Source organism: Streptomyces sp. NBC_00989 (assembly GCF_045162655.1).
In the GTDB taxonomy this organism is placed as follows: domain Bacteria; phylum Actinomycetota; class Actinomycetes; order Streptomycetales; family Streptomycetaceae; genus Streptomyces.
In genome coordinates, this window is record NZ_CP108728.1 from 9910026 (window position 1) to 9934398 (window position 24373).

Annotated in this window: 25 protein-coding genes; 10 read left to right on the forward strand and 15 right to left on the reverse strand. The window is 68.3% G+C overall.

Features of this window, described 5'->3' with window-relative positions; all coding sequences use genetic code 11:
* Window positions 1-353: 353 nt before the first annotated feature.
* Window positions 354-746 (reverse strand): hypothetical protein, encoded by a 393-nt coding sequence (locus tag OG714_RS44570; RefSeq protein WP_406129729.1) that lies wholly within the window; start codon window positions 744-746, stop codon window positions 354-356.
* 75 nt (window positions 747-821) lie between these two features.
* Here OG714_RS44570 and OG714_RS44575 point away from each other — a divergent pair, with 75 nt between their 5' ends.
* Entirely contained in the window at window positions 822-1667 is an 846-nt protein-coding gene (locus OG714_RS44575; protein ID WP_406117946.1) for an IS5 family transposase, read from the forward strand.
* Between the two features lie 88 nt (window positions 1668-1755).
* Window positions 1756-1947: an NUDIX domain-containing protein gene (locus OG714_RS44580; protein ID WP_406132157.1), complete on the forward strand. Its 192-nt coding sequence runs from the start codon at window positions 1756-1758 to the stop codon at window positions 1945-1947.
* Between the two features lie 125 nt (window positions 1948-2072).
* On the opposite strand, the gene OG714_RS44585 is transcribed toward OG714_RS44580, so the two are convergent.
* From OG714_RS44585 to OG714_RS44635, 11 genes are all read right to left on the reverse strand, one after another.
* Window positions 2073-2573, reverse strand: a complete 501-nt coding sequence (locus OG714_RS44585; protein WP_406129731.1) for a hypothetical protein — start codon at window positions 2571-2573, stop codon at window positions 2073-2075.
* Entirely contained in the window at window positions 2558-2986 is a 429-nt protein-coding gene (locus OG714_RS44590; RefSeq protein WP_406129733.1) for a DEAD/DEAH box helicase family protein, read from the reverse strand. Before OG714_RS44590 ends, OG714_RS44585 begins: the two co-directional genes overlap by 16 nt.
* 57 nt (window positions 2987-3043) lie before the next feature.
* Window positions 3044-4540: a hypothetical protein gene (locus OG714_RS44595; RefSeq protein WP_406129735.1), complete on the reverse strand. Its 1497-nt coding sequence runs from the start codon at window positions 4538-4540 to the stop codon at window positions 3044-3046.
* Between the two features lie 423 nt (window positions 4541-4963).
* Window positions 4964-5746, reverse strand: a complete 783-nt coding sequence (locus tag OG714_RS44600) for an SAM-dependent methyltransferase (protein WP_406129737.1) — start codon at window positions 5744-5746, stop codon at window positions 4964-4966.
* Between the two features lie 155 nt (window positions 5747-5901).
* Complete coding sequence (locus OG714_RS44605) at window positions 5902-7170, reverse strand: cytochrome P450 (RefSeq protein WP_406129739.1); 1269 nt, start codon at window positions 7168-7170, stop codon at window positions 5902-5904.
* A 3-nt stretch (window positions 7171-7173) separates the two neighbouring features.
* On the reverse strand, window positions 7174-8484 hold the full coding sequence (locus OG714_RS44610; protein ID WP_406129740.1) for a cytochrome P450: 1311 nt from the start codon (window positions 8482-8484) through the stop codon (window positions 7174-7176).
* Entirely contained in the window at window positions 8481-9077 is a 597-nt protein-coding gene (locus OG714_RS44615; protein ID WP_406129742.1) for a GTP-binding protein, read from the reverse strand. The genes OG714_RS44610 and OG714_RS44615 overlap by 4 nt, the downstream gene beginning before the upstream one ends.
* Window positions 9055-9423, reverse strand: coding sequence for a DUF742 domain-containing protein (locus OG714_RS44620; protein WP_406129744.1), 369 nt, complete (start codon window positions 9421-9423; stop codon window positions 9055-9057). The genes OG714_RS44615 and OG714_RS44620 overlap by 23 nt, the downstream gene beginning before the upstream one ends.
* Entirely contained in the window at window positions 9420-9842 is a 423-nt protein-coding gene (locus OG714_RS44625; RefSeq protein WP_406129745.1) for a roadblock/LC7 domain-containing protein, read from the reverse strand. The genes OG714_RS44620 and OG714_RS44625 overlap by 4 nt, the downstream gene beginning before the upstream one ends.
* On the reverse strand, window positions 9839-11113 hold the full coding sequence (locus tag OG714_RS44630; RefSeq protein WP_406129747.1) for an ATP-binding protein: 1275 nt from the start codon (window positions 11111-11113) through the stop codon (window positions 9839-9841). The genes OG714_RS44625 and OG714_RS44630 overlap by 4 nt, the downstream gene beginning before the upstream one ends.
* Window positions 11113-11661, reverse strand: a complete 549-nt coding sequence (locus OG714_RS44635; protein WP_406129749.1) for a hypothetical protein — start codon at window positions 11659-11661, stop codon at window positions 11113-11115. The genes OG714_RS44630 and OG714_RS44635 overlap by 1 nt, the downstream gene beginning before the upstream one ends.
* Window positions 11662-12191: 530 nt before the next feature.
* On the opposite strand from OG714_RS44635, the gene OG714_RS44640 reads away from it, so the two are divergent.
* The 3 genes from OG714_RS44640 (at window position 12192) to cutA (ending at window position 14810) form a co-directional block, all read left to right on the forward strand.
* Window positions 12192-13598 (forward strand): helix-turn-helix transcriptional regulator, encoded by a 1407-nt coding sequence (locus tag OG714_RS44640; protein WP_406129750.1) that lies wholly within the window; start codon window positions 12192-12194, stop codon window positions 13596-13598.
* Complete coding sequence (locus tag OG714_RS44645; protein ID WP_406129752.1) at window positions 13586-14317, forward strand: 2'-5' RNA ligase family protein; 732 nt, start codon at window positions 13586-13588, stop codon at window positions 14315-14317. Before OG714_RS44640 ends, OG714_RS44645 begins: the two co-directional genes overlap by 13 nt.
* Window positions 14318-14483: 166 nt before the next feature.
* Window positions 14484-14810 (forward strand): divalent-cation tolerance protein CutA, encoded by a 327-nt coding sequence (gene cutA / locus OG714_RS44650; RefSeq protein WP_406129754.1) that lies wholly within the window; start codon window positions 14484-14486, stop codon window positions 14808-14810.
* Window positions 14811-14876: 66 nt separating this feature from the next.
* Here cutA and OG714_RS44655 read toward each other — a convergent pair whose 3' ends face one another.
* From OG714_RS44655 to OG714_RS44665, 3 genes are all read right to left on the reverse strand, one after another.
* Window positions 14877-16118, reverse strand: a complete 1242-nt coding sequence (locus tag OG714_RS44655) for a helix-turn-helix transcriptional regulator (protein ID WP_406129755.1) — start codon at window positions 16116-16118, stop codon at window positions 14877-14879.
* 192 nt (window positions 16119-16310) lie between these two features.
* Window positions 16311-17462: a helix-turn-helix domain-containing protein gene (locus OG714_RS44660; protein WP_406129757.1), complete on the reverse strand. Its 1152-nt coding sequence runs from the start codon at window positions 17460-17462 to the stop codon at window positions 16311-16313.
* A gap of 18 nt (window positions 17463-17480) precedes the next feature.
* Entirely contained in the window at window positions 17481-17900 is a 420-nt protein-coding gene (locus tag OG714_RS44665) for an NUDIX domain-containing protein (protein ID WP_406129759.1), read from the reverse strand.
* A 168-nt stretch (window positions 17901-18068) separates the two neighbouring features.
* Between OG714_RS44665 and OG714_RS44670 the strand changes: the two genes are divergently transcribed.
* From OG714_RS44670 to OG714_RS44690, 5 genes are all read left to right on the forward strand, one after another.
* Window positions 18069-18869 carry a TauD/TfdA family dioxygenase gene (locus OG714_RS44670; protein ID WP_406129761.1) on the forward strand — a complete coding sequence of 267 codons (801 nt, stop codon included), beginning with the start codon at window positions 18069-18071 and terminating at the stop codon, window positions 18867-18869.
* A 140-nt stretch (window positions 18870-19009) separates the two neighbouring features.
* Window positions 19010-19339 carry an ATP-binding protein gene (locus OG714_RS44675; RefSeq protein WP_406129763.1) on the forward strand — a complete coding sequence of 110 codons (330 nt, stop codon included), beginning with the start codon at window positions 19010-19012 and terminating at the stop codon, window positions 19337-19339.
* Between the two features lie 430 nt (window positions 19340-19769).
* The gene (locus OG714_RS44680; RefSeq protein WP_406129765.1) at window positions 19770-19937 is read left to right on the forward strand and encodes an FxLD family lanthipeptide; all 168 of its coding nucleotides are present in this window, start codon (window positions 19770-19772) and stop codon (window positions 19935-19937) included.
* Between the two features lie 84 nt (window positions 19938-20021).
* A complete protein-coding gene (locus OG714_RS44685) occupies window positions 20022-23093 on the forward strand; it encodes a lantibiotic dehydratase (protein ID WP_406129767.1) in 3072 nt (1023 codons plus the stop codon).
* Window positions 23069-24373 carry a lanthionine synthetase C family protein gene (locus OG714_RS44690; RefSeq protein ID WP_406132158.1) on the forward strand — a complete coding sequence of 435 codons (1305 nt, stop codon included), beginning with the start codon at window positions 23069-23071 and terminating at the stop codon, window positions 24371-24373. The genes OG714_RS44685 and OG714_RS44690 overlap by 25 nt, the downstream gene beginning before the upstream one ends.

Consider the following 24373-nt stretch of genomic DNA (forward strand, 5'->3'; position numbering starts at 1 on the left):
AAGGGCTTGCGGACCATCATCCCCCCGACACGCGCGGCTTGCGAGTTATGACCAGATATGCGAGGGCGGCCTTGCGTACTCGTAACGTGCTTCCCCAAGCGACGTGGGGCACGTTCGGCGGCCTGACGGGTGGCCTGCGGAACCAGGCGATCGGCACCACTGGCGGATCCGGGCGTGAGCGGTGGATGCGCGCCGTCTGCACCGCAGCGAGCTTGGGGCTCTCCCTGAAGCTGGCTGGGCTGAGGCTGAAAGCCCGGCAGCCTGTGTCGGTTGCCGGGCCTCGTCGCGCTGCTCGGGCCCTAGCCTGTCCCCTGAACCACGCCGTTTCATCATCATTCCGGCTGGTGGGAGTGCTACATCGAGGGGAGCGCTGCGATGTCGCGCACGGTGATGTGGAGGGCGTGAAGCGGCTGCGTCCGTGTGGGGCGGACGACCTCCAGACTCTGTGTGCCTTCACGGAGCCGGTAGATGAGTTGGTCGAAGTGGTACCAGCCGAGGTTGATCCACAGAGCGCCGGCCCCGTACTGGTCGTGGCAGTGGTCGAGTGGCTGTCCCTGCACCCACATGGATGGCGGGGACATGCTGGTGTCCTCCGTGTAGCGCACGGCAGCAGCGGCTGCGCGGTGCAGTGGGCTGTCCGGCTTCCATCGGCGCCCCAGGGCGGCCACGGCTGCCGGGTTGGTGGGGTCGGCGGCAGGGAGTGCGATCCGGCTGATCTCGATTGCGCCGGTGTCGAGCAGTTCCACTAGAGGGCGTCTGAAAAGCCTGTCAGTGGGCAAGTTGCCTGGTAGCGGGGTGGTGGCGCACTTTCGGGGGTTTGGGTGTGCGGGCTGCGTACCCGTTACTCGACGGATCTGTCTGATGCGGAGTGGGAGATCCTCCGTCCGTTGGTTCCGGCGGTCAAGCCCGGTGGACGACCGGCGAAACACATGCGGCGGGAGATCCTCAACGCGTTGGCGTACTGGCTGCGGGCCGGCTGCGCTTGGAGACTTTTGCCGCATGACCTGCCGCCGTGGCAGACGGTCTACCACTACTGGCGGCGGTGGCAGCAAGAGGGCGTGTGGGAGCGGATGTTGACGGCGCTGCGTGAACGCGAGCGGGTGCAGCTCGGCCGTGATCCCACTCCCAGTGCGGCCATTGTGGACAGCCAGAGCGTGCGGGCCAGTGAGCGCGGTGGCCTGCACGGTTACGACGGTGGCAAGAAGGTCAGCGGCATCAAGCGTCACCTGCTCGTCGACACCCGCGGCACCGTCCTGGTCACCTGCGTGAGCCCGGCCAGCGTCGGCGACCGCGACGGTGCCGCGGTGCTGTTCTCCCTGGCCGCCGATGCCTTCCCACGCCTTCAGCACGTGTGGGCGGACCAGGGCTACCGCGGTGCCGACTTCCACGCCTGGGCCCGGGAAGCCACCGGCATCGCCGTGGAGGTCGTGCAGCGCCGCGACGGAGGATTCCGCTCAACCTGGGCTCGGGTGGGAGCACCGCCTCCGGCAGTGCCCCTCTTCGCAGTGGTCCCTCGCCGTTGGGTGGTGGAGCGGACGTTCGCCTGGCTGGGACGGTGCCGCCGCCTGTCGAAGGACTACGAGTACCTGCGCGTCTGCTCGGAGAACGCCATCTACCTCACCATGGCCATGCTCCTCGTGCGCCGCCTCGCAAGACCAGCCAACTGACAGGCTTTTCAGACGCCCTCTAGACGGTCAGGGACTCGTCGTTCTCGTGGAGGACGACTTCTACCTTCAACGGCGCCGTGTCCTTCACGTGCCTGGCGGTGGCTGCGGCGGCCAACGCCCGTATGACGCCGCACTCCGGGAGCTGGAGGAGGAGACAGGGCTGGTGGCAGGCACTGTTCATTCGATCGGGGGTCATCGACCCGCTACCAGCCGTCACCGCGGCGCGCACGCACCTGTTCCTCGCAACCGAATTGCGCACTGGATCCCAACGTCGGGATGACAGCGAAGCCGGGATGACCGTGCAGTTGCGGACGATGGCCGAGGCCGGCGAGGCGGTGCGCCTGGGCGAGATCACAGAGGCTGGCAGTGTGACGGCTTTGCTGCTCGCTGCGCAGGCGCTCCGCCCTACGCCGTCTGCCCCACCCATTCCTTGAATTCGTACCCGCAGACCTCGACCAGCGACGACCGGAGTTCCGCGATTCTCCCGGTCGCGGTGATGACCGCTGGCTTGGCCTGAGCGAAGCGAGGCCACGCACGCGCGGTGTCCCCATCGCCCCACTGTCGGCTCGTCTCGCTGAGGGCATCCGTCGCTTCAGGGGCGAGACCGAAGCGCGCGTCGCAGTACGCGATCCAGGACGGGCGCATAACGACCACCGCGGACATGGCGGCCAAGGCGTCCTCCGCCGCCTCCTTCAACGGCCGTTGCGGGGCGATGCCGTAAGCCAGCTTCATCAGTACTTCGTGAACAGGCGCGCTGTGAAACACAGCTTCGCCAACCAGAGAATCGGGGTCTTCCCGCGGCGACGCCGTGGCCGCGTACGGCGGGCGGGTAGCCATCGCCATCTGGGCGTACATCGCCAGAGCACGCTCTTGGCGGGTTCTGTTGGGTTTCAGCCAACCGAGCACGACGCCCTCCCCTCCTCGACAGCACAAACTGACCGCCTGTCTACCTGACGAAGCGTCCCGCTCACAACACTGTTCAGTTCACCGGTGGTCACCATCGTCTGCTGGTGGACCAGCGGCTGGCCGTCGCGGTCCAGAAGGACACCGTCGTCGGAGCACACGGCGACGACACGGCCGAGGTGGGCGTCGCCCCGGTAATCCCGCCAGTCGCGCAGGATCTGACCGACCAGGTCGATGGTGGGCGCGACGATCAGCACGCGGTCGTCGGCGGCGACGATGTACGCGACTTCGCAGTCGGCACGTGTCTTGCCGAGACCGCACGCCATCACGCCCGTGGTCCGGGGCTCGGTGGCGAGCGTGCGGGCGGCAGCGGTGACCAACTCCTGCTGGTGCAGCCACAGAGCGGGGGCAGGCATAGTCAACGATGCTTTCTCTGAAACGGACGATGTTCGGGTGAAGGACACAGCCGGGGGCTACCGCTGGCCGGGCAGCCGTTCCACGGCCGCCCGCACGGCCTCGGCGAGGCGCGGCCGCGCTTCGGCGTCGTCCAGGCGGATCGTGTGCCACAGGTCCTCAAGGGCGGCCAGGAGGGCGAAGTCGCCGAGCAGGAGGTGCTCCAGTTCGTCCAGGGGCCGGCCGTAGCCTCGGCTGAAGGCGTCCTGCAGAGCCGGCCGGTCGGTCCACAGCAGCGACGGCCGCGCGAAATCGACTACGGTGGCCAGCAGTTGGGACCGAGTGAACCCGGTCAGGGCGAGGGACTGTGTGGGACGCTGCCACCGCCAGGCGCCGGTTCCGAACGACCCGTGGCAGTACGAGGCGGGCAGCTGTGGCAGCGCCTCCCGCAGGACGGCGAGGCGGCGTCGGATGACCGCGCGATGTCCGGCCAGCACCGGGGAATCGATCCGCTCCAGCACACGGTCCATGTAGTCGATGTACCGCTGGGTGTTCGCGGCGGCCTGAGCCTGCCGGTCGCCAGTCCCGAGAGTGCTTTCGTGCAGGGTGTGCAGGAGCTGCCCGGCCTGCTCGTGGACGGATTCCCTCAGGTGAAGGCCCCGGTCGGGTGTGTCGTCCACGCGTTCGCCGCGCGGCTCCCGCGTCAGCAGCGCCCGCAGTCCGGGGTCGAACCCGACCATGCGCGGTGCAAGGCCGGTATCGAGCCGGATGATGGCGTGCCGGTGTGCGGTCACCTCGCGCTGGAGGTCGCCGTGGGTCCGGGTAATCCGCAGCTCGATGATCCCTTCCGGCGAGGACATCCGCCAAGTCCGGGCGCCGGCAACGTCGTTGGGCAGTGCCCATGCCTGGTGGCGTCCTATGTGATTGCTGACCCAGGTGGCTACCCCCGGCGGGATCGGCGCCGAATCCTTCTGCGCATTCCGGTCTGACTCGGCGGGGCCGGGCGCCGCAACGGCCGGGCTGCTGGCGCGGCTTCGGCGTGCGGATTTCGCAGACGGCTGCGGAGGCGTGGTGGGCAGGAGGATGCCGGTGCCCGTAGCGGTCATGTGGAACGGAGGCATGCCGGACAACGGTTTGGAGGGAAAACGCGGAGAGACGGCGCAGCAGGTCACCACCTCCACCAGCACGGCGTGAGCGGCGAGTTGGCACCGGTTGTCCGCGCGGAGCGCGCGGGCGAGCCGCGCAACGGTGGTGAGTACCGGGTCGACACGACGCTGGAGCCGGGCCGCGATACGCGGTCCTTTCCACCCTGCGACGATCAGATCGAGGACCTGCTGATCGTCCTCGTCCACGGGGGGCGGTGTGCTGGGCGCGCAGGGCAGGTGGTCGCGTGTGACCAGACCGTAGACGGTGCCGAGGGCAGCGAGGTGCTCGCTGTTGTCCGCCGCGAGCACGTGGCACAGTCGGCGCCTGCTCGTGTCGATCTTGGTCGTGCTGTTGAAGGTGACGTCGGCGATGTCGATGCGCCGCCGGCCGGCGGCGATCAGACGCAGGATGCTCAGATCTTCTTCTTCCAACAGGACCGGTGCACCGGCGGTCAGTGCAGCAGCGGCTGCGGCATGGGTCGGATCGGCCGACAGGCTATGGAGGTTTTCGCAGGCTAGAGGCATGTGTTTTCGCTGTCAGGGGTTTCGGTGAGGTTGGACGGCAGGTTTGACGAAGGGGGCCAGCTCCGCCCCGACGGGGACGCGGACGGAACTGGCGGTACTGGGGGCGGACGGCTCCGGCGGGGACATGGATCAGGCGGCGAGAGCGAATCGGGCACGCCAGAGATCGACGACGGTGTCGAGGTCGTAAGTCACCACCACCGAGTGGTGATCGCTCAGACCCGTCATGTCGACGGCGCTGGTCGTCCGGCTCCGGGCTGAGCGGTGGACGAGGGTTCCGGTCTGCTTGGTGCTGGTGGTGAGGATTCGGCGGTGGTCGGCGAAACGGAGGTGTTACACCTTGCGGGAGACGCCTCCGAAAATGTCCGTGTACTTCGGGGATTTGCCGGGATCGGGATTGGGACGCCACAGCGGGCAGGAGACGAAGCCGGGCTCCAGCAGGGTGAGGCCGTCGTGGAAGGCCGCGAGCTGGGAGGGGCTGCGCAGGACGTAGGGGGCGGCTCCGGTGTCGTCGTAGTTCTGCTGGGCCTCCCGGAGGGCGGCGTCTTCGTCGACTCCGTCGTAGGTCACGAAGTAGCTGCCGGCGGGGAGGGATTCCCGGAGGTGACCGACGATCGTGCGTGCTTCGTCGTAGTCCTTGATGTGCCCCAGGATGCCCATGAGCATCAGCGCGATGGGCTGGTCGAAGTCCAGGATCCGGCTGGCTGCTTCGACGATCGCTTCGGGTTCGCGCAGGTCCGCGTCGACGTAGTCGGTGACGCCTTCGCGGGTGCCATAGAGGAGTGTTCGGGCGTGGGCCAGGACCTGCGGGTCGTTGTCGACGTAGACGATCTTGGCGTCCGGGGCGATGTCCTGGGCGACTTCGTGCGTGTTCTGGGCTGTTGGCAGGCCGGTGCCGATGTCCAGGAACTGACGGACACCCAGTTCGCCGGTCAGGAATTCCACGCTGCGGACCAGGTACGCGCGTGACTCGCGAGCCATCTCCGCTACCTGGGGTGCGATCTTGAGATAGGCGTCGCCGGCCTCCTCGTCGACCGGGAAGTGGTCCTTGCCGCCCAGCCAGTAGTTCCAGATGCGGGCCGAGCTGGGAACACTCGTATCGAATGCGATGGGCAAGAAGGTCTCCGAAGTGGCGTAGGAGTTCAGCGGACGATGCCGGAAGGGTCAGGTACGGGAGGGACCGGTCCCGGGCCGTATCCGGGCGGCGGAGTCCGGTGTGTTGCCCGCCGCCGACAGCGGACAACACACCGGGGTCTGGGGACGTGGCGGAATCAGGCGGCCCGCGGTTGCGTGTCCCGGGCGGGGCCGAGGACGGCGGGGAGGAGCTGGTGGCCGTTGGAGATGAAACTCTCCAGGGGCTCCAGGTCCTCGGGCGCGGCAAGACGCAGGGCGGGGAAGCGCGCAAAGATGGCCTCGAAGGCGATGCGGCCCTCGATGCGCGCGAGTTCGGCACCCACGCACAGGTGGGGGCCGTGGCCGAAGGCGAGATGGTCGCGTGCGGTGTCCCGGGTGGTGTCGAACGCGTCGGCGTCACGGGGGTGGCGGCTCGGGTCGCGGCCCGCAGCGGCGTAGTTGATGACGAGGGCGTCGCCTGCGGCGAACGTCAGACCGGTGGGCTCGTCGGTGACCTCGCGCACGGCGAAACGCAGCGGAATCGACGCGATCGGTGCCTGGTGACGCAGGGTCTCTTCTACGACCTGTTCCCACGGGATCTCGCCGGTGGTCGCGAGGGCGAGTTGGGCGGGGTGGGTGGCGAGATTGCTGATGCCGTGGTCGAGGAGGTTGACGGTCGTCTCGTGTCCCGCGCCGATCAGGAGCAGGAGGCTGTCGGCGAGTTCCTTTTCCGTCAGCTCGCCTCCGTCACGCTCGGCAATGAGCAGCGAGGTGACGTCGTCCCCCTGGTCCCGGCGCTTCGCGTCGATCAGCCGGGCGATGAGGCTGTAGACGCGGGCGGGGGCCGCTGCCGCTTCCTCGGGGGACAGGTTGGTGGCGAAGAGCAGGCCGATCGCGTCGCGGAAGGGGCCGTGCAACTCCTCGGGAACGCCGAGTACGAGGTTGGCGACCAGCAGCGGCAGGAGCCAGGCGAAGCGGGCCCGCAGGTCCACGACCTCGTCCGGACCGGCTGCCTGGAGGTCGTCGAGGAGGCTGTGCGTGATGGCCTCGATCTGCGGAATGAGGGCCCTGACCCGCCGGGGGCTGAACGCGGCCTGGAGGGGCCGGCGGAGCCGGTCGTGCTCGGCGCCGTACGCGGTCAGCGCGTTGACGACGTCGACCCACGTGCTCAGCGCCCAGGCATCGGGTATCTCGCCGTTGATGTAGGCGGGCCAGTGGCGGTGGGCGTCTTTGGAGATGCCCGGGTGGACGAGCAGGCGGCGGATCAGGCCGGGGTCGGTGACCGACCAGGCGGGGACCCCTCCGGGGAGCAGGACGTGGGCGGCCGGGCCGAGTGCACGCAGGGCGGCGGCTTCGCCGTGGATGTCCGAGCCTGTGGGGTCGAGGGGGTAGGGGCATCCGGTGGCGGGGGGCTGGGTGGTGGTCATGCGTCACCTTCCGGGCAGGGCGAGACGAGTTGTGTCGGGCTGGAATGAGACGGGTAGGGCGGCGGGCCCGGCCAGGAACGGCCCGGGCAGGGTGGGCACGTCGGCGGGGGCGACGGTGAGAGCGAGCTTGGGCAGACGGTCGAGGGCGCGCTCGACGGCGATCTCGCCGATGACTCTGGCGATGCCCGGGGCCGCGCAGCCGTGGGTGCCGGCGGAGAAACCGAAATGCGCTCGGTTGCCCGCGAAAGCTCCGGGTGAGGTGCCGACGAAGAGGTCCGGGTCGCTGTTGGCGGCGGCGTACGAGCAGAGAATCGGATAGCCAGGCTGGACGAGCATGCCCTGGACCCATTGAGGGCCTCGCGCGTACAGGGGGTGGTAGTTGGCGACGGACGGGTTCTTCCACATCACGGCGTCGAGGGCGTCGGCCACGGGGCGCACGCCGGTGTGGACACTTCCGCCGGACTCGGGGTCGGTGATGATGTCGAGCAGGGCACTGCCGATGTATTCGCTCTCGGGCGGGGCGGCGGCGCCGAACAGGAGGAGCAGTGTCTGCGCCATCTCGCGGTTGCTGAGCCCGCCCTGGATCAGATAGGTGATGACGTCCGGACCAGGGTGGGCGCGCTTGAGGCGGGTCAGTTCCAGGCACGCCTCTTCGAGGTCCGCGTTCGCCTGCGCGGCGTCGTCGGGGCCCGCTGAGAAGAGACGGGTCACCGCAGTGACGATGCGCTCGCCGAGGGAGGACTGCACGATCCACTCGCCGCGGGAGGAGGACGGGGAGTCCAGGAGGTCGATCACCGTCAGCATTGGCAGCGGGCCCGCGTACTGGGCCATGAGGTCTGCGTGCCCGAGTGCGGCGAAGGAGTCGAGCAGCTGGTCGGCGATCCGTGCGACGGACTCGGCGAGCGCGAACGTGTCGACCCGGTCGAGGGCGCTGGTGATGGCGCTGCGCAGCCGGGTGTGTTCGGCGCCGTCCTTCCACAGTGCGTTGTCGCGTGGCCCCATCATCATGAGTGCCGGACTGCCGGGCGGGATCTCGCCCCGCTGGAGAGCCGCCCAGTGGACGGGGTCCTTCGCGAACAGGGTCGGGTTGTTGCGCAGGAGATAGCCGACGGACCAGTGCGTGACGGCCAGATACCCAAACACGTGGGGGGAGATCTCGACCGGGACGACCGGTCCCTGCGCGCGCAGGCGGGCGTAGGTGGCGTGCGGGTTGGCGCTGAAGGTCGGGCCGAAGATCGGCAGTGGTATGGGCGGTGGTGGCGGCGGAGTGTGCGCCGGGCACCGCGGGTCTCCGGACTGGGGGTGGGTGGTCATCGGCTGGGCTCCGGCGTCAGGGTGAGGAGGTGCTTGACGAAGACGATCAGTGCGTTGAGGGAACTGCGGTAGTCGCGGGCATCGCAGGTGATGACCGGGATCGTGGGGGCGAGGCGCATCACCTCGCGCAGCCGTTCCTCGGTGGGCTGGGGGGCGCCCTCGAACCGGTTGATGGCCACCGCGTAGGGCAGGCCGAGGTCTTCGACGAGTTCGAGGATGGGGTAGGTGTCGCCGAGGCGGCGGGTGTCGGCCAGGACGAGGACGCCGAGCGCGCCGAGCGCCAGGTCCTGGAGGATGGGGAAGAAGCGGGGCTGGCCGGGTGCGCCGAAAAGGTAGAGGACGAGGTCGTCGCTCAGGTGCAGGCGGCCGAAGTCCATGGCCACGGTGGTCGTCGACTTGCCGGGCAGCTCTGTGTGGTCGATGCCGATGCCCGCGCTCGTCATCGTTTCCTCGGTCGTGACGGGCGGGATCTGGGACACGCTGCCGATGAGCGTGGTTTTCCCGGCGGCGAGGTGACCGGCGACCAGGATCTTCCTGGTCAGCTCGTGCCCGTGCAGGACGGGCGCGGGTTCAGAGCTTTTGCAGCCCTTCAAGGACGGCCTCCAGGATCATTCGTTCGGGGGCCTCGTCGGCCAGGTGGATGCGCCCCTCGGTGGTGATGTGTCCGGTTTCCATGAGGTCCGCGAGCAGGATGCGGATCACGCTCATGGGCAGGTTCAGGAGTGCGCCGAGTTCAGCGACCGACTGGGCGCTGCGGACGAGCAGGCCGAGGATCGCGTTCATTTCTGGATTGAGCTGGGCGCGGCTGAGCTGGGCGGAGTACGGGGACAGGGCGATCAGGGTGACGAAGTCGAAGTGGTTGCGGGTGGCGCTGTGCCGGCCTCCGGTCACCACGTACATCCGTACCAGGGGGTCACTGCCGTGCCCCGCGGGCGTCATTCCTGTCCGGTGTGCTGTCGTGCCTCGACGGCCATCGCGTCACCCAGGCGCTTGACGGTGTCGGCCATGAGGTACGAGAAGTTGGCGACCTCCACGTGCATGCCGGCTGAGGCGACCAGGAAGGAGCCGTTGCCGGCGGTGATCACGAAGAGGAATCCGTCCCGGTACTGGACCATGGTCTGCTGCCAGGGGGTGTCCTGGTCGCTGACGAACTGGGCACAGTTGCGGCTGAGTGCCTGGAGACCGGAGGTGCTCGCCGCGATCGTGTCGGCGAGCACGTCGCCGACGTCCTTCGACGCCGCCATCGCGAGCCCGTCGGCGGACAGCAGCACCGCGTGCCGGGCTTCGGGGGCTTTCACGAGTTCGTCGAGAACCCAGCTCAGGTCCGGGCGGACATTCGACTTCGGGAGGGCGTTCATCGCGGTGGCTCCTCGGTCGCGGGGGCTTCGTGGGTGGGGGTGTGTACGGTCTGGGTGCCCTGTGCGAACGCGGCGAGGGCTCTGCCGGAGTCTGCGGGCGGGGGCTCCGGCGGGGTCAGCTGCTGAGCCCGGTGGCGGGGACCCCTGGAGGGGGGAGGGCGCAGGGCCAGTCCGTCGCCTGTCACCTGGTAGCCGTGCCCGTCGGCCCGGGTGCTGTCGGCGGCAGCGGATGCCGTGTGTGCCAGCCGTTCCTGTACCGGCCCGGCGTCCCCGGCAGGCGGTGCGGCGAGCATGGTGCGGGGCACGAACACGACGGCGCGGATCCCGCCGTGGACCGAGTGCTCCTGGTCGAGACGTACGGTGAAGCCGTACTGCCGGGCGAGCGCGCCCACCCCCAGATGCCCGAAGGCCGGCGGCGTGCGCAGTTTCGTGAGCTGGACGGGATGCTGTCCGGACAGGCGCCGGGCCGCCTCGGCGCGGACCTCGGCCGTCATACCGGACCCGGCGTCGTGGATCTCGATGCTGATGCCCTGGTGGGCATCGACGAACGTCACCTCGACCGGCGTCCGCGGCGCGCTGTGCCGGGCGGCGTTGTCCAGCAGCTCCGCCACCGCCAGCACCACCGGTTCCACGTACCGGCTGGACACGTAGTAGGGGAACTCCCGGGGAACTCTCACTCGGAGGTAGTCACGGATGCGTGATACGCCTCCACGGACCGCGTCCAGCAGAGGCACGTCGTCCCGCTGACGGCCCGGCCATTTCCCGGTGATCACGGCGAGGATCTGGAGACGCCGGGCCAGTTGGCTCGCCAAGTGGTCAAGCGGCTGGAGCCGCGCGAGCATCGTCGCGTCGTGCTCGGTGGCCAGCAGTTGGGTGATCGCGGTCTGTATGTCGTAGACCAGCGGCTGAAGCGAACTGGTGGTGGCCTGCACGGCGGCACGCGAGGACGCCTCGGCCCGGGTCTCAGCCGCCTTGAGTGCGGCATCGACCTGGTCCAGGATCGACCGGTAGGCCAGGCCGGTCTCGGTCCGGGCCAGCTGTTGGTGCAGTGTGGCCCCGGTGGGCGACGCGGAGTTGCCGGTGCCGTTCTGCGAGGTGTACACCAGCGCTGGAAGCCGGGTGTTGGCCAGGTGCCGGGCCTCCTCGTCTAGTGCCGCCACCTGCCGCAGGGCGTTGGCCTGAGCGCCGCGATAGCGCACCGCGACCGCGCTCGCGGCGACGAATCCGGCGGACGGCACGCAGAGCAGCACGTCCTGTATCAGGGAAGTCATCAGATCCTCACGGGCATCTGGGAGTCGGGGACGGGACACTCGGCGACGCGCAGCAGCGGCAGTACGGGATGCAGCATCATCGGCGCTGTGAAGGCCCGGCCGGTGCGTCCGGCGTTGCCGAGACGGGCCCAGCGCAGGTATCCGTCGGCCGAGGCCAGCACCGGCGGTACCTGGAGCGTTCCGCTGTCCTTGTGAACCGCCGGCGTCGGCCAGTCCGTCTCGTAACCCGACCCGGGCGGGAGGAACAGCACCCACTCACCGGGGTGGGCAAGGACGGCGCCCACGGGATGAGGACGGTAATGAGCAAGACGAGCGAGGGCCTGCCGGGCCTGTGGTTCGGGCAGAACCAAGGTGTCGAACAGGTCGCCGACCGGCACATCGACAGGTAGTGAGGCCAGACAGGCGGCCGGGAGCACGCTGGCCAGCGTGGGGTGCGATGCCACGGGCATCTTCCGGCTCGGCAGTGAGACACCGTTCTCCCGGCTGACCATGCCGGCGATCTGCGGGTCTTCGACCGGCCCGAAGTCCTTGATGCGCGCGCGAGTCATGTTTTCGTTTCGGGGAAGGCCCGGAAGGTCCGGGCGTACGGGGATGGTGTGGCGCAGGAAGGGTCGGCCGCGCTCGCCAGACCGCTGGAAGGAGAAGCGGGTCTCCCCCACACGCGGCGGGAGCACGGACTTGGGCCCGTCCACTCAGCATCGGCAGGCTCAAGAACCGGGCGGGACGAGGCCCGCAGGGGGAGCAGGCCAGTCCCTGCGACTGGTTAGCGGGCCCGCCATGCGGAGAGGACGGGCGGCGGTTGGATCAGGAGCCGGAGCATGAAAGCGGAAGTCCTTCCGAGAGGAGTGATTTCACGTGACCGGATGACGGAGGCACAGGACTTCCCCGGCGGGCGAAGCCGTGTCGATCGGGTCGCTCAGAAGGAAGCCCTGTACGGATCGTGGTCACAGAGTGACCGTCTCGCGAGCCTGGGCGCCCCACCAGGGGAAACCGGAGGGGGAAAAAATCTGTCAAGGGGGAAACAGGAGGGGGAAGTTGCAGCCATGATTGGCACACACACGACGACAAGGTCACGCTCATGGCAACAGACCCGTTCGCGGAACTGCTGATCCAGCTCCGGAAGGAAGCAGACCGGACGCAAGAGCAGCAGGCCGACGCGATCAACGCTGCCTCAGGCAGTGAAACCGTGACTCGACGTGAGATCAACCGCTACGAGAAGTCCGAGAACATCCCTACGAACCGCACACTCGCCCACATCGCAGTGGCCTCCGGCGTCCCCTTCGAAGAACTACGGCGCGAGGCCAAGGCCGCCCGCGCCCGGCGTAGACAGGGCGCTCACGGCGAAGAGAAGAACCAAGACGGCACGAAACGCCACCCCCTGCTTGAAGGTGCCGTGGGCGCTGCGGTCACAGCCGAGTCGCACTGGGACAGCCCGGTGGACATCACATCGGCCCTCGACGTGCTGCTGGCATCGAATACAGCGTCGGCCGCCCTTCAGGCATCTGACGACATACTTCTGCGCATCATCGAGGAGTACGAGTCCGACGGCCCCACGGGTCCCTCCCGGCTCGCGGCGGAGACACGCCGGCTCCGCTCCCGTCTGCACAATCTCATGCAAGGGCACCAACCGCCTTCCCACCGTGCCGAGTTGTTCCGGATCGCCTCACGCACATCGGCGGTCCTGGGTTACATGGCCGTCAACGCCGGACACCACAACCTCACCACGGCCTACTGCACCGAAGCCGTCGCCCTGGCGACGGACATCGGTGATCTCGAAACGGTCATGTGGGCCCATGGCACGCTGTCACTGTCGGCTTACTACCGAGGCAACCTCGCGCAGGCAGTTCGCTGGGCCAGCGCGGGGATCGACCTTGCTCCCGACCATCCGCAGGCGATCCGCTTGCAGGTCAATGGACTAGCCCGCGCACTCGCCCGCCAAGGCGACCGTCCTGGCACCCTCAAAGCGATCTTGGCGGCCGAAGACCTCACCGCCCGACACGACGTCAGCTCCGCTCTCACTCCATGCATCTCTCTGGAGCCCTACGGTCTTCCCCGCACTCTGGCAAACGCGATCACTGGCCACGTCGCACTCGGTGACACCGCTGACGTCCTGCGCTACGAGAACGAGATCAGCGGGCACGTCGCCACGTCCGACTCGGATTGGACCCGCTCCCTTGTGGCACTCGACGTCGCAACTGTCCTCGTCTCCGGCCGTAGTGCGGATGTCGAGCAGGCGATGCTCCTGGGGCGCCAGGTCCTGGACGACGCGCACCAAGGCCCCCTGATCCTTTCAGTCGTCCAGCGTGCCCATGCCCTGCACCGCAGTGCCAAGAGCTGGAAAGGGACTGCGGCCGTACGCGAGTACGGCGAGGCCCTACGGGCGTGGTCAGACACCCCTCGCGTACGTCAGCTGACCGAATCTGTCACGATGTCCGCATCAGGAGATGCCTCAGGAAGGACGTCGCCAACGGGATGGCTCCGCTGATATCGCACCCGGACGCGTTCCCCGCCACTCCTCCTCCGGACCTCGATGATCCTGCGGTCATCGCTGCCCACGAGTGGCAGGCTTTCGATGAACTAGTCCAGATGCAAGACCACTGGCAGCGCCCAGGATGGGCTGCGGAGACCCGGGCCTACTACTGGCTGATCACAATCCCCGACGACCACGCCTTCGTCGCCCACGCTCTGCGCAGCCAGGATCTCGTCCGCGATCTCGGAGTGTTCGATCTGATTGGCGCGGGAGACTTCCACCTCACGCTCGGACGCATCGGTCGCACGGATGAAGTCAATGACGACCAACTCAGGTTTCTCACCAAGGCTGTTCAGGCCGCCGCGCCGCACACGTTCAAACTCTCCGCTTTGCCCCTGACCGGATCCCGCGGAGCCCTCCGCTACAGCGTTGCTCCCTGGACTCCCGTTATCTCCCTCCACCAGCTCCTGGTTGAGACGGCGGCCAGTTGCGGCCTGCCCCCCATGAAGAGCACCAGCAGACTCAGACCACACATCGGGATCGGCTACTGCCACACGGCAGGTCCGGCCGGCCCCGTCCACGCAGCCGTGAAACCCCTCCGGTCGCTGCCGCCCACAGACCTACTGATCGATCGTATCGATCTTGTCGAAATGCGACGTGAGCGTGCTTCCTATAAGTGGCGGGTCGTCCAGACCGTTCGGCTGCCACGCGCCGATGGCGTGGCACTCGCCTAATCGGCACGAATCTACGCACGACTCCATGGTCGCTGAGGCGACGGACCGCCCTCGAACATGCGAGTGGAGCCACCTCAGGCCACCCGAAGTGAGGTCAACTGCTCTGCGGTAGCGAACCAGAGCTGCTGGGTAGGGTCGTGGTACACGGAGCTGGAGAGGTAGTCGCATGGCCAACGAGATTGTGATCGCGCAGACGACCGTCGACGACGAGGACCAGGCGAGGGCGCTGGCACGGGGTGCGGTTGAGAGCAAGTTGGCAGCGGGCGTTCACATCGACGCGCCGATCACCGCCGTCTACTGGTGGAAGAACGCGGTCGAGACGGTGCGGGAGTGGCGTATCTCGTACATGACGACGTCGGACCGTCTCGAGCAGTTGGAGGCATGGCTCTCCGAAAGGCACCCGTACGACGTCCCCCAGTGGATCACGCTGCCTGTGACCGGCGGGTCGGAGGCGTATCTGTCGTGGGTTGTTAAGGAAACAACAGGGGGCTGAGGGACGACGTGCCGCGTGACGGCGGTCGTTTTCTGAGCTTGCCGTGTACCGGACGAGGGGATCGGTTCAGGACGCGAACTGCCGCAAGTGGTGGGCGAGTTCCCGCTCACTGTCGGGGAGCCATGCGGCGATTTTCGCGGCGCGCTCCTTGCCCATGGTGTTGGGCTTGGCTTGTGACGCGGCCGTGAACTGGCGCGATACGTAGACGCCGTGCTCGACGTCGCCTCCGTTCAGCAGGGCCGAGGCAAGGTCGCCGAGGACGACGACGCCGCCGTCCGGTAGTTCGTCCCCGAGGCGGTCTACCGCGGTGTCGGCCGTGGCGGTGAGTTCGGGCCGCCTCAACTGCCCGTACACGGAAAGGGCCAACGAATCCATTCGGTACGGCGTCACGAAGTGGACCCATGCCTGTTCGCTGGTGTGATCCGCGAAGTCGTAAGCGAAGCGTGCTTGATCAAGCGCACGCAGCGCCCCCATCTCGTCGCCGACCGCGGCCGCTTCCTCCGCGTGCCTTCCGAGAACCCAGGCCGCGGCCGTGGCATTGCCGTGGCCGCGCACATCCCGGGATGCCTGGGACAGGAGTTCTAGCTTCCTCTTCGGTGTCGGAGCCCCGTAGCTGGCGTAGGTGAGGGCCAACGCTCTGAGGGGAGGATGCCCGGCCTTCGCCGCGCACTCGGTTGTGACGTCGTAGTAGGCACCAGCCTGGGCATAGTCGCCCAAGTCCCAGGAGACCCATCCGGCAAGGGCGGCGGTTTCCCCGGCTGCGACGGTGAGGGCCCGTTCGTGCTCGCCGGCGTGAGGCAGGGCTGCGGTGATCGCGTCAAGGTGCGACTCAACTGTGCTTTGCAGGCGGCGGGCACTGAGGTTGAGTTCTTGGACGTGCAGGTCGGCAGCACGGTTGATGAGCGCGAACGCGGCGGGTGTGTCGATGAGCGAGCCTTTGCTGAGAGCGAAGGCGAGCCGTCCCCAGGGCTCGGCAGCCGCGCTTACGCCGATGGCGGCGCTGCCCAGCAGCGTGCGGCGCTTCACGTCGTCCTGGTCCTCCTCTTCACGGACGTTCACCCTCCTCCGTCGGGCGCGGGCCGCCTTGGCCTCCCGCAGTAGTTCTTCGAAGGGGACGCCGGAAGCCACTGCGATGTGGGCGAGTGTGCGGTTCGTAGGGATGTTCTCAAACTTCTCATAACGGCTGATCTCCCGGCGGGTCAGGGTTACCCGGCCGGAGACCGCGTTGATCGCGTCTGCCTGCTGCTCTTTTGTCCGGCCTGCGTCCTTCCGGAGCCTGACCATCAGTTCGGCGAACGGATCTGTCATGAGTGTGACCTCTGTTGTGGGCGGAATTCAATCATGACCTCAATTCCCCCCAAGGTTTCCCCCCTTGACAGGTTTTTCCCCCTCTGGATTCCCCTGGTAGACGGCTTCGCAACACGGTGCGATGGGCCCATGACCACGTTCCTTAAGCCGAGCGACCGATGCCAGCCGGTGCTGCTCTGGGGCGAGATCAAGTTAGGCGGCCATCTCCTGCCGAATCCGGTCCAGGGCATGGTCTGCGACTTCCCTGATCTCCGGCAGCCGGTAGTCCGCCGCGCGCACGATACGTTGCAGCTGGTGGGGAAGTCGCTGGCGGACTGCTTCGTCGACAGCGGTGTGCAGGGACTGCGCGGCGCTGCCTGGATTGTCGGCGGCCAGCCGTACTTGAGCCACGGTGATGAGCTCGATCACGCGCCACTGCGGGGCGACGGTAGTCGTCGGTACAGGACTGCCCTGCTCGATCAACTGTATGGCCATGTCGGTCCTGTCGGTGGCCATCAGCCCTCGCAGGCGGATCTCGTGCAGGGCGTAGGGGTTGAACAACGACGTGTGTTCGGTCTCGTCGAGGAGCCGGTTCGTCTCCCACATCGCCTCGTCGAACAGGGGCTGGTTCTGGAGGGTGCCGGCCGCACGGGCGAGCAGCGGGAGTACGGCTGCTTTCGCCTCGTTGTGCGGTGCGATGGCAGCCGCGTGCTGGAGTCGGTCGACGGCGGCTCCGTGGAGGCGGGCCTTGCGCAGTTCGTTGCCGTGCATGCGCAACACGTAGGAGGTGAAGGGCGGTTCGCCGAAGTAGCGGGCGATGCCGATGCTCTTCGCGGTCCAGTGGGCGGCGGTGCTCAGTCGTTCCTCCGGCAGGACGTTGCCCAGGGCGACGCCGAGGCCGACACGGGCTCGGGCCAGGAGGTGCAGGACGTCGCGTTCCGTGTGCCCGTCCTCCATGCGGGCTTCGAGCCGGGCGACCAGGGGCCACAACTCGGCGACGGCTTCGGAGGCATGTCCGGACTGGCGGGCGATCTCGGCGAGACGGACCGTGGACTCGCCGAACTGGAGCATGGCGCGGTGGTCTGTGTCGGCTGGATCGGTGACGCCGACGACGTGCGGAGGCAGATGAAGCGTCTCGGCGATGTGTCGGCGGGAGCCGATGTCTTCAAGGCTCCGTTTGCCGAGTTCGAGGAGCGAGATGTACGTCTTGTCGTAACCGAGGACCTGTCCGAGTTCGGTCTGGTTCATGCCATGCACGGTGCGGTGGAAGCGCAGGATGGCGCCGAGGTCGCGCGTGGCGAGGATCGCCTCGGCCTGCGGCGTGGCCCAGTGCCACAAGGTGTGTTGAGGGCGTCGTGCCATCATCGCGCCGTCCATCGCCCGTCACATCCGCGCGTACCAGGCGGCGATGGACTGCTTGTATCCGTCTGGCATGGTCAAGCCGGGCACTTCGTCGGCCGTGAACATGCCCAGTTGTTTGTGCTCGTGGCTCAGCACGGGGTCCATGTCCGGGGTGAGGACGATGCAGCCGTAGGTGACGATCACAACTCGCCGGTCCGGCATGGCCACGGGCAGAGGCTGGTAGATCCACGCGTCCAGGAGCGGACCGGCCTTCACCACCCAGCCGGTCTCCTCCTCGATCTCCCGCTCCACTGTGGACTCTGGTGTGGCATCGGAGAGTTCGAGTCGGCCTCCGGGCAGTTCCCACTCCTCGCGTTCGTTCTTCAGCAGCAGTACGCGTCGCCGACCGTCCACAGCGACGCCCTTGACGGAGACGGGCCAGGTGGGGGGCGTGTACGCCATCGCTCTCCTCGGATTGAGCGTGCGGCCGGGGGTGTTCGGAACGTAGCACGCGACCCGTGGCGCGAGATGGGCATGGGCGAATTGCCCGAGTCGACAATCTGTCGCTTTACCGCCGTACCAGCGGCGACGAACAGTGAAAGCACCGCAGCCCCGCTAAGGAGATCCAGGATGCACCGAGTTCATCAGCCGTACCCCGATGTCTTCGTGCGCAACCGTATTGACCTCCGGGTGCCGGGAGCGGAAGAAAGGATCGCGGGGCGGCTACGGGAAACGGGCTTGGTCACTGTCGACGGTCTTGCCTCACGCACTGCCGTGCTCGCCTTTGCCACCCGGATCATAAATGTAGTGCCGCACCGCGACAGTGGCCCGGACGGTCTCACCACAATCTGCGACACCCGACGCGACGCGCATCGGGCGGGCTTCGCGGGGTTCAGCAACGGCCCCCTCGATCCGCACACCGAACGCTCCGGTACACCCCATCCGCCCCGTCTGATGCTCCTTGTGTGCGGGCAAGTTGCCGCGACCGGTGGGGAATGCCTACTCACCGATGGGCAGGCCGTGCACTCCGACCTCTTCACCCGCCAACGACAGGCCGGCGTTGCCCTGGCGCAACCCCGCACCGCCTTCTTCGGCGCCGGAGACGGTCACGCCACACAGGTGTTTACCATCCACCCCGATCTGCGGGTGTCCGTTCGCCTTCGGTTCGACGGGCTGGCGCGCTGGAACCCGATAGTCCAGCCATACCTCCCGCAACTGCGGGCCGCAGCCATACGCCACCAGGTGCGCCTTCGCTTGGCTCCCGGCCAGGGCTACCTGTTGGATAACGAACGCTGGCTGCACGCGCGCAGTGCGTTCACCGGCGACCGGCTCTTCTGGCGTGCCCTTGGGCAGCCCCTGTTTCCCATGCCGCGGGGGTTCGTTCCTGCCCGCACTTCCGTCCCCGCACCCATGCTCTCGGAGGCAGGATGATGGCCGAACGAGGCATCACGTTTGCGACGGGTGCGATGACGTCCAGCGAGTCTGTCGCCCTCAGTTCCTCATCCGAGGGCCAGGCAGTCGAGTACAGCTTCAAGGTCGACTTCCTCCCGGCTGAGACTTGCGCCGGGCAGATGAGACACATCACCAGGGACCGGCTGGGCCAATGGAACCTGACGACGCTGACCGACGACGCCATGCTCGCCGTCTCCGAGTTGGTCACCAACGCCGTCAAACATGGCAAGGGAAGACCGGTCGAACTCAGGGTGCGGCTCCTCGACCATGAACTTCGCATCGAAGTAACAGACGGCACCCCGACTCCGGCGCGGCTTCGTTCAGCGGGCCCGGCCGACGAGAACGGCCGCGGCCTGTTGCTCGTCGCGGCCGTCGCGAAGGAGTGGGGCGTGAGCACCGACGGCACGATGACGTGGTGCTCGCTGACGATCCCCGACGAGGCGTCGTGATGGTCACAGCAACGGCTGACGTCGCCATGGGGTTGCCGAGCCCGCAAGCTTCCAACGATCGCGAGGCAACGGGCGTGGTCTTGTACGGCCTCCGACGCCTTTTCACGAGCGAGGTGAGCGACGAGCAGCTGTACAAGGACCTGGAATCCCTACCGCACGGAGCCTCGTCACTGATTTGTACCGACGGCATCTCGAACGTCCTCAACCAGCAAGCCGCCGAGGTAGCGGCTTGATAGACGGCCGTGCTGATGACCTGGCCGCTTCGAGCCGGGTTCATCGGGGCGGCACGCGGCCTGAGGTATGCGGCCCATAGCGCCTCGGGCCGGTGGCCGGGAACTGCCTCCGTGACATAGCTGCCTCAATCCGCTCCGCACGCAGGCACCCGGTCGTACCACCGTTCATAACTCGCATTCGACGAACAGGAGTTGGCATGAGCCCCAACATCAACCACACCACCACGGCGATCCCGGCGACCGCCTCGGACGGCTTCGACCTCGACGTGAGCCTGGTCGAGGTCGGCGACTTCGCCGGCCTGGTCAACCTGACGGACGACGGGTGCGGCGAGACCTGCGGCGCCTGCACCACCAACGTGGCCTGACCTAACGCGCACGGCACCCAGGCCGGTGTCTTCGTGACCCGCGGTGCGAAGGCGCCGGCCGTCCGTCTGGACCAGGAGATTGTGATGGCTTCGAGCACCACGTTCCGTGCCGGTACGACCGCGCTCGTCCGCGCGGTCGCTCGGCCGGAGCTTCCTGTCTCTCCGTGTCCCGACCTCAACGACCTTTCCCCATATGGAGAAGCGGCCCGGCTCGCATGGTTGCGGGAGGTGTGGTCCGACGAAGACGTTGCCGAGGCACTGGAGCACGCCAGTCCTGTCCTCGCCTCCCAGGTGCGTGCCCTGTGTTCCTCCAGCAGTCCGGCGGCGCGTGACGTGCGGCGCGCTGTCTCCTCCGTGGCGCGCTACGTGTTGCGTGCCGAGCAGCGGGCAACTCCATTCGGCCTGTTCGCCGGTGTGGCCTTGGCTGCCATCGGCTCACGAGCACGCTCGAAGTGGGGCTCGGACCATGTTGTCATCGGCCGGTCGAGCGCGGAGTGGCTGACGGCCGTTGTCGAACGACTGGAGTCGTGCCCCGAACTCCTGGCGCGCCTTGCGGTGGTCGTCAACAACACCGCGACGCGACGCGGTGACCGGCTGATCGTGCCGTACAAGGTCGACGCCCAAGGTGACCGGCGGCGTGCGGTTGAGGCATCCGTGGCCCTGACCGAACCGGTGCGGGTGGTCCTGGAGGCAGCCCGCGAGCCCATCTGTGCCGGAGCTCTTGCGGACAAGCTGGTTGCGGATTTCCCCGGAGCAGGCCCGGGAAAGGCGCGGCGGCTCGTGGAGGGGCTGATTCGGAACGAGGTCCTGATCACCAGCCTGCACGCACCAAGTACCGAGACCGACGCCCTGGACTACCTGTTGGCGCAGCTCGACGCCGTGGAAGCCGACGCCGTAACCCAGGTCGCCGATACGATCCGCGAACTCCGGGCTGTCCAGGCGGACTTGCGCGACTGCGGCTCTCGCAGCGGCAGGGGCCGCGCCGCCGCGCGGATGCGGGCTCTGGTCTCAGGGCTGCGCCGCCATCCCCTCGCCCTGGACTTGTGTCTGGACGCCGAGGTGGAGCTGCCGCAAGAGGCTGCGCGCGAGGTCGAGCGGGCAGTCGGCGTGCTGGCCCGGGTCAGCGCCCTCCCGTACGGGACCGCGGCGTGGAAGGCGTACCAGCGGCGGTTCTACGAGCGGTACGGCATCGGCACGATGGTGCCGCTCACCGAAGTCGTCGCCGACAGCGGCACGGGTTTCCCCGACGGGTATCCCGGTGCTCCCTCCGACGGGCGGCGCTCCCGCCTTTCTGCACGTGATGACACCTTGGTGCGGCTGGCGCAGGCGGCCGTCCTCGACGGCCGCGACGAAGTGGTTCTCACCGATGAACTGATCGCGGCGATGGATCTGGGACCCGAGAGCCCCAGGGTGCCGCCCCACTTGGAGGTCGGGGTCCGGGTACACGCGGCCAGCACCGAGGAACTGCAGCGCGGGCGGTTCCGGCTGGAGGTCGCGAGCGTGTCTCGCGGCATCGGGGTCACCACCGGCCGGTTCCTCGGCGTGTTGGCGCCCGAGGACCGCGGGCGCCTGTCGGCGGAACTGGCTGACCTCCGGACCGCAGACGACGGCACTGTCCCCGCCCAGTTGTCGTTCCCGCCGATGCTGCCCACGAGCGCCCACGTCACCCGCGCTCCGCAGGTCCTGTCCACCGTGATCAGCGTCCAGGAGCACCGTTCCACCAGCAGCGACGTCCTCACGCCCGACGACCTGGCAGTGGCCTGCGACGGTCGCCGCATGTATCTGGCCGCGCCCGTGCGCGGGCAGCGGATCGAGGCCGTGGGGATGCACGCGCTGAATCTCAAGGAGCACACCCCGCCGCTGGTCCGGTTCCTCACCGAGCTCTCGCGCGCCCAGTGCGCGCAGGTCACCCTGTTCAACTGGGGCGCCGCGACCGCGATGCCATTCCTGCCCCGGCTGCGCTACGGCCGCACTATCCTCGCCCCCGCACGGTGGCGGCTGGAAGGGTCCGAACTCCCCGGCCGCGACCGTCCCCAGGTCCGGTGGGACACCGCTCTTGAGGAGTGGCGGACCCGATGGAGGATGCCTCAGCGGGTCGCCCTGGCCGAGGAGGACCGTCGTCTGCTCCTCGACCTCGACCAGGCCGCCCACCGGACCCTGCTGCGCCAGCATCTCGACCGCGCCCGCCTCGCCGTCCTCGTTGAGGGGCCGGCCGCCGACGCCTACGGCTGGTGCGAGGGCCGCGCGCACGAGGTCGTCGTCCCCCTCAGGGCCGCACGGCCCCCGGCATGGCCGCTCCTGCCGACCCCCGCACCGGCCCGCATGTTCTCTCCAGCGCAGATCCAGACGCCCGGCGTCTCGTCCCTGCTGCTGGCCACCCTGTACGGCGACCGCCGTCGTCAAGACACCGTCCTCGCCCAGCACATCCCCGACCTGCTGGACCAACTAGGCAGGCCACCATGGTGGTTCATCCGCTTCCGCGACCCCGACCACCATCTCCGGGTACGCATCGCCCTGTCCGATCCCGAAGCTTTTGCCGAGACCGCCCACATCGTCGGCACCTGGGCCAACGAACTGCGCACCGCCGGGCTGCTGTCGGACATGTGCTTCCCCACCTCCTACCGGGAGATGGGCCGTTGGGGCTCCGGCACTGCCTGGGACGCCGCTGAGAATGTGTTCCGCGCTGACTCGCGAGCCGTCGTCACCCAGCTCTCCCAACCCCGGCGACCGCATTCGCGTGCGCTGGTCGCCGCGCATACCATTGCCATCGCCATCGCGTTCCTCGGCAGTACCGAGGCCGCCATGAGCTGGCTGATCGACCACATTCCGCCCAACGCGCCCGCACCAGTGGCGCGTCCACAGTTCACCGAGACCGTAAGGCTGGCCGACCCGTCCGGCGACTGGGCGGCACTGCGCGACGTTCCCGGTGGCGAGGCCATCGTGGAGGCGTGGGCGGACCGGGACGCGGCGCTCGTCGCCTACCGCCCCCACCTCCCTGGCCCCGCAACCCAGGGCATCCGCCTGGACGACGTTCTCTCCTCGCTCCTGCACGTCCACTTCGTACGGCACCTGGCAGTGGACTTCCCTGAGGAAGCGATCTGCCTGTATCTCACCCGTGCCGTTGCCCTGGCCTGGATGTCCCGGAGGACACGGTGACCCAACCGTTTGCGCCCCTCGCGCTCAAGTTGGCGGACGCCGTCGCCGACCTCCTGGCCGACCCCGCCACAGCCCCAGTGAGTCCCCGCACGACCACCACCGAACGGCAGCAACTCGCCTACGGGCCGCTGGGAATCGCGCTGCTGCACATCGAACGGGCCGCGCGTGGCCTCGGGCCATGGCAACGCGCCCACGACTGGCTCACGGCAGCTACTCGGCAACCGTTCACCAGCGGTCCGGACAGCCACCCGTTCTACGGTGCCCCCGCCCTCGCCCACACCGTGGCCTGCGCGGCCGACCACCTACCCGGTACCTACCAGCGGGCACTGGACACCCTCGACGCGCAGATCGCCACCGACCTCCGCACACGCCTTGACGCCGCGCACCGCCGAATCGACGCCGGCCACCTGCCACACCTGGCGGAGTTCGATGCGATCCGTGGACTCACCGGCTACGGGGCCTACCTGCTGCGCCGGGACCCGTCCAGCTCCGACCTGCACGCGGTCCTCGGCTACTGCGTACGCCTCACCGAACCGCTCAGCTCCGGCGGCGAGATTCTGCCCGGGTGGTGGACGGCCACCGGGCCATCTGGCCGACTGGACGAGCGGTTCTCTGGCGGGCACGCCAACAGCGGTCTCGCGCACGGAATCGGCGGGGTGCTCGCGCTGCTGGCGCTCGCCGTCCGATACGGTGCCGCGCCCGCCGGACACCACGACGCCATGCGCACCATCCTGGCGTGGCTGGACTGCTGGCAGGAGAAGACCGACCTCGGCGTCGCCTGGCCGTACTGGGTCATGCGCGCCGAACTCGCGGACGGGCACCTCATCCCGTCTGTACCGCGCCGCCCGTCATGGTGCTACGGCACCGCCGGCCTCGCCCGCGCCCAGCAGCTCGCCGCTCTGGCCCTCGGTGACACGACCCGCCAAGTCGAGGCGGAGAGCGCGCTCGTGGCAGCCCTCACCGAGCGCACACAGCTCGCGGCCACCACCGACAACGGCCTGTGCCACGGCTTCGCCGGTCTTGCCCACATCGCCGCCCGCACCAGCACGGACGCGTACCCCACGACCGTCGGCCAGCTCCAGGCGACGATCCCGGCGCTCCTGGCCGCGGTGTGCCCGCCGGGTACCGATCCGGCAATCGCAGCCGCGGCCCTGGTGCGGGATGAGGAAGCCGGGCCCGGGTTCCTCAACGGTGCCGCCGGCATAGCCCTCGCGCTCCTCGCCCCCGCGACCACCACGCCACCCTTATCCGCCTGGGATTCCTGCCTCGTCATCGCCTGA

Bases quoted from the DNA above. Each gene is read 5' to 3' on its own strand.
- OG714_RS44590 (WP_406129733.1), bottom strand. From the start codon at position 2,986: ATGCCTGCCCCCGCTCTGTGGCTGCACCAGCAGGAGTTGGTCACCGCT.
- OG714_RS44605 (WP_406129739.1), bottom strand. From the start codon at position 7,170: ATGACCACCACCCAGCCCCCCGCCACCGGATGCCCCTACCCCCTCGAC.
- OG714_RS44610 (WP_406129740.1), bottom strand. From the start codon at position 8,484: ATGACCACCCACCCCCAGTCCGGAGACCCGCGGTGCCCGGCGCACACT.
- OG714_RS44620 (WP_406129744.1), bottom strand. From the start codon at position 9,423: ATGACGCCCGCGGGGCACGGCAGTGACCCCCTGGTACGGATGTACGTG.
- OG714_RS44625 (WP_406129745.1), bottom strand. From the start codon at position 9,842: ATGAACGCCCTCCCGAAGTCGAATGTCCGCCCGGACCTGAGCTGGGTT.
- OG714_RS44630 (WP_406129747.1), bottom strand. From the start codon at position 11,113: ATGACTTCCCTGATACAGGACGTGCTGCTCTGCGTGCCGTCCGCCGGA.
- OG714_RS44635 (WP_406129749.1), bottom strand. From the start codon at position 11,661: ATGACTCGCGCGCGCATCAAGGACTTCGGGCCGGTCGAAGACCCGCAG.
- OG714_RS44640 (WP_406129750.1), top strand. From the start codon at position 12,192: ATGGCAACAGACCCGTTCGCGGAACTGCTGATCCAGCTCCGGAAGGAA.
- OG714_RS44645 (WP_406129752.1), top strand. From the start codon at position 13,586: ATGGCTCCGCTGATATCGCACCCGGACGCGTTCCCCGCCACTCCTCCT.
- cutA (WP_406129754.1), top strand. From the start codon at position 14,484: ATGGCCAACGAGATTGTGATCGCGCAGACGACCGTCGACGACGAGGAC.
- OG714_RS44655 (WP_406129755.1), bottom strand. From the start codon at position 16,118: ATGACAGATCCGTTCGCCGAACTGATGGTCAGGCTCCGGAAGGACGCA.
- OG714_RS44660 (WP_406129757.1), bottom strand. From the start codon at position 17,462: ATGATGGCACGACGCCCTCAACACACCTTGTGGCACTGGGCCACGCCG.
- OG714_RS44665 (WP_406129759.1), bottom strand. From the start codon at position 17,900: ATGGCGTACACGCCCCCCACCTGGCCCGTCTCCGTCAAGGGCGTCGCT.
- OG714_RS44670 (WP_406129761.1), top strand. From the start codon at position 18,069: ATGCACCGAGTTCATCAGCCGTACCCCGATGTCTTCGTGCGCAACCGT.
- OG714_RS44675 (WP_406129763.1), top strand. From the start codon at position 19,010: ATGAGACACATCACCAGGGACCGGCTGGGCCAATGGAACCTGACGACG.
- OG714_RS44680 (WP_406129765.1), top strand. From the start codon at position 19,770: ATGAGCCCCAACATCAACCACACCACCACGGCGATCCCGGCGACCGCC.
- OG714_RS44685 (WP_406129767.1), top strand. From the start codon at position 20,022: ATGGCTTCGAGCACCACGTTCCGTGCCGGTACGACCGCGCTCGTCCGC.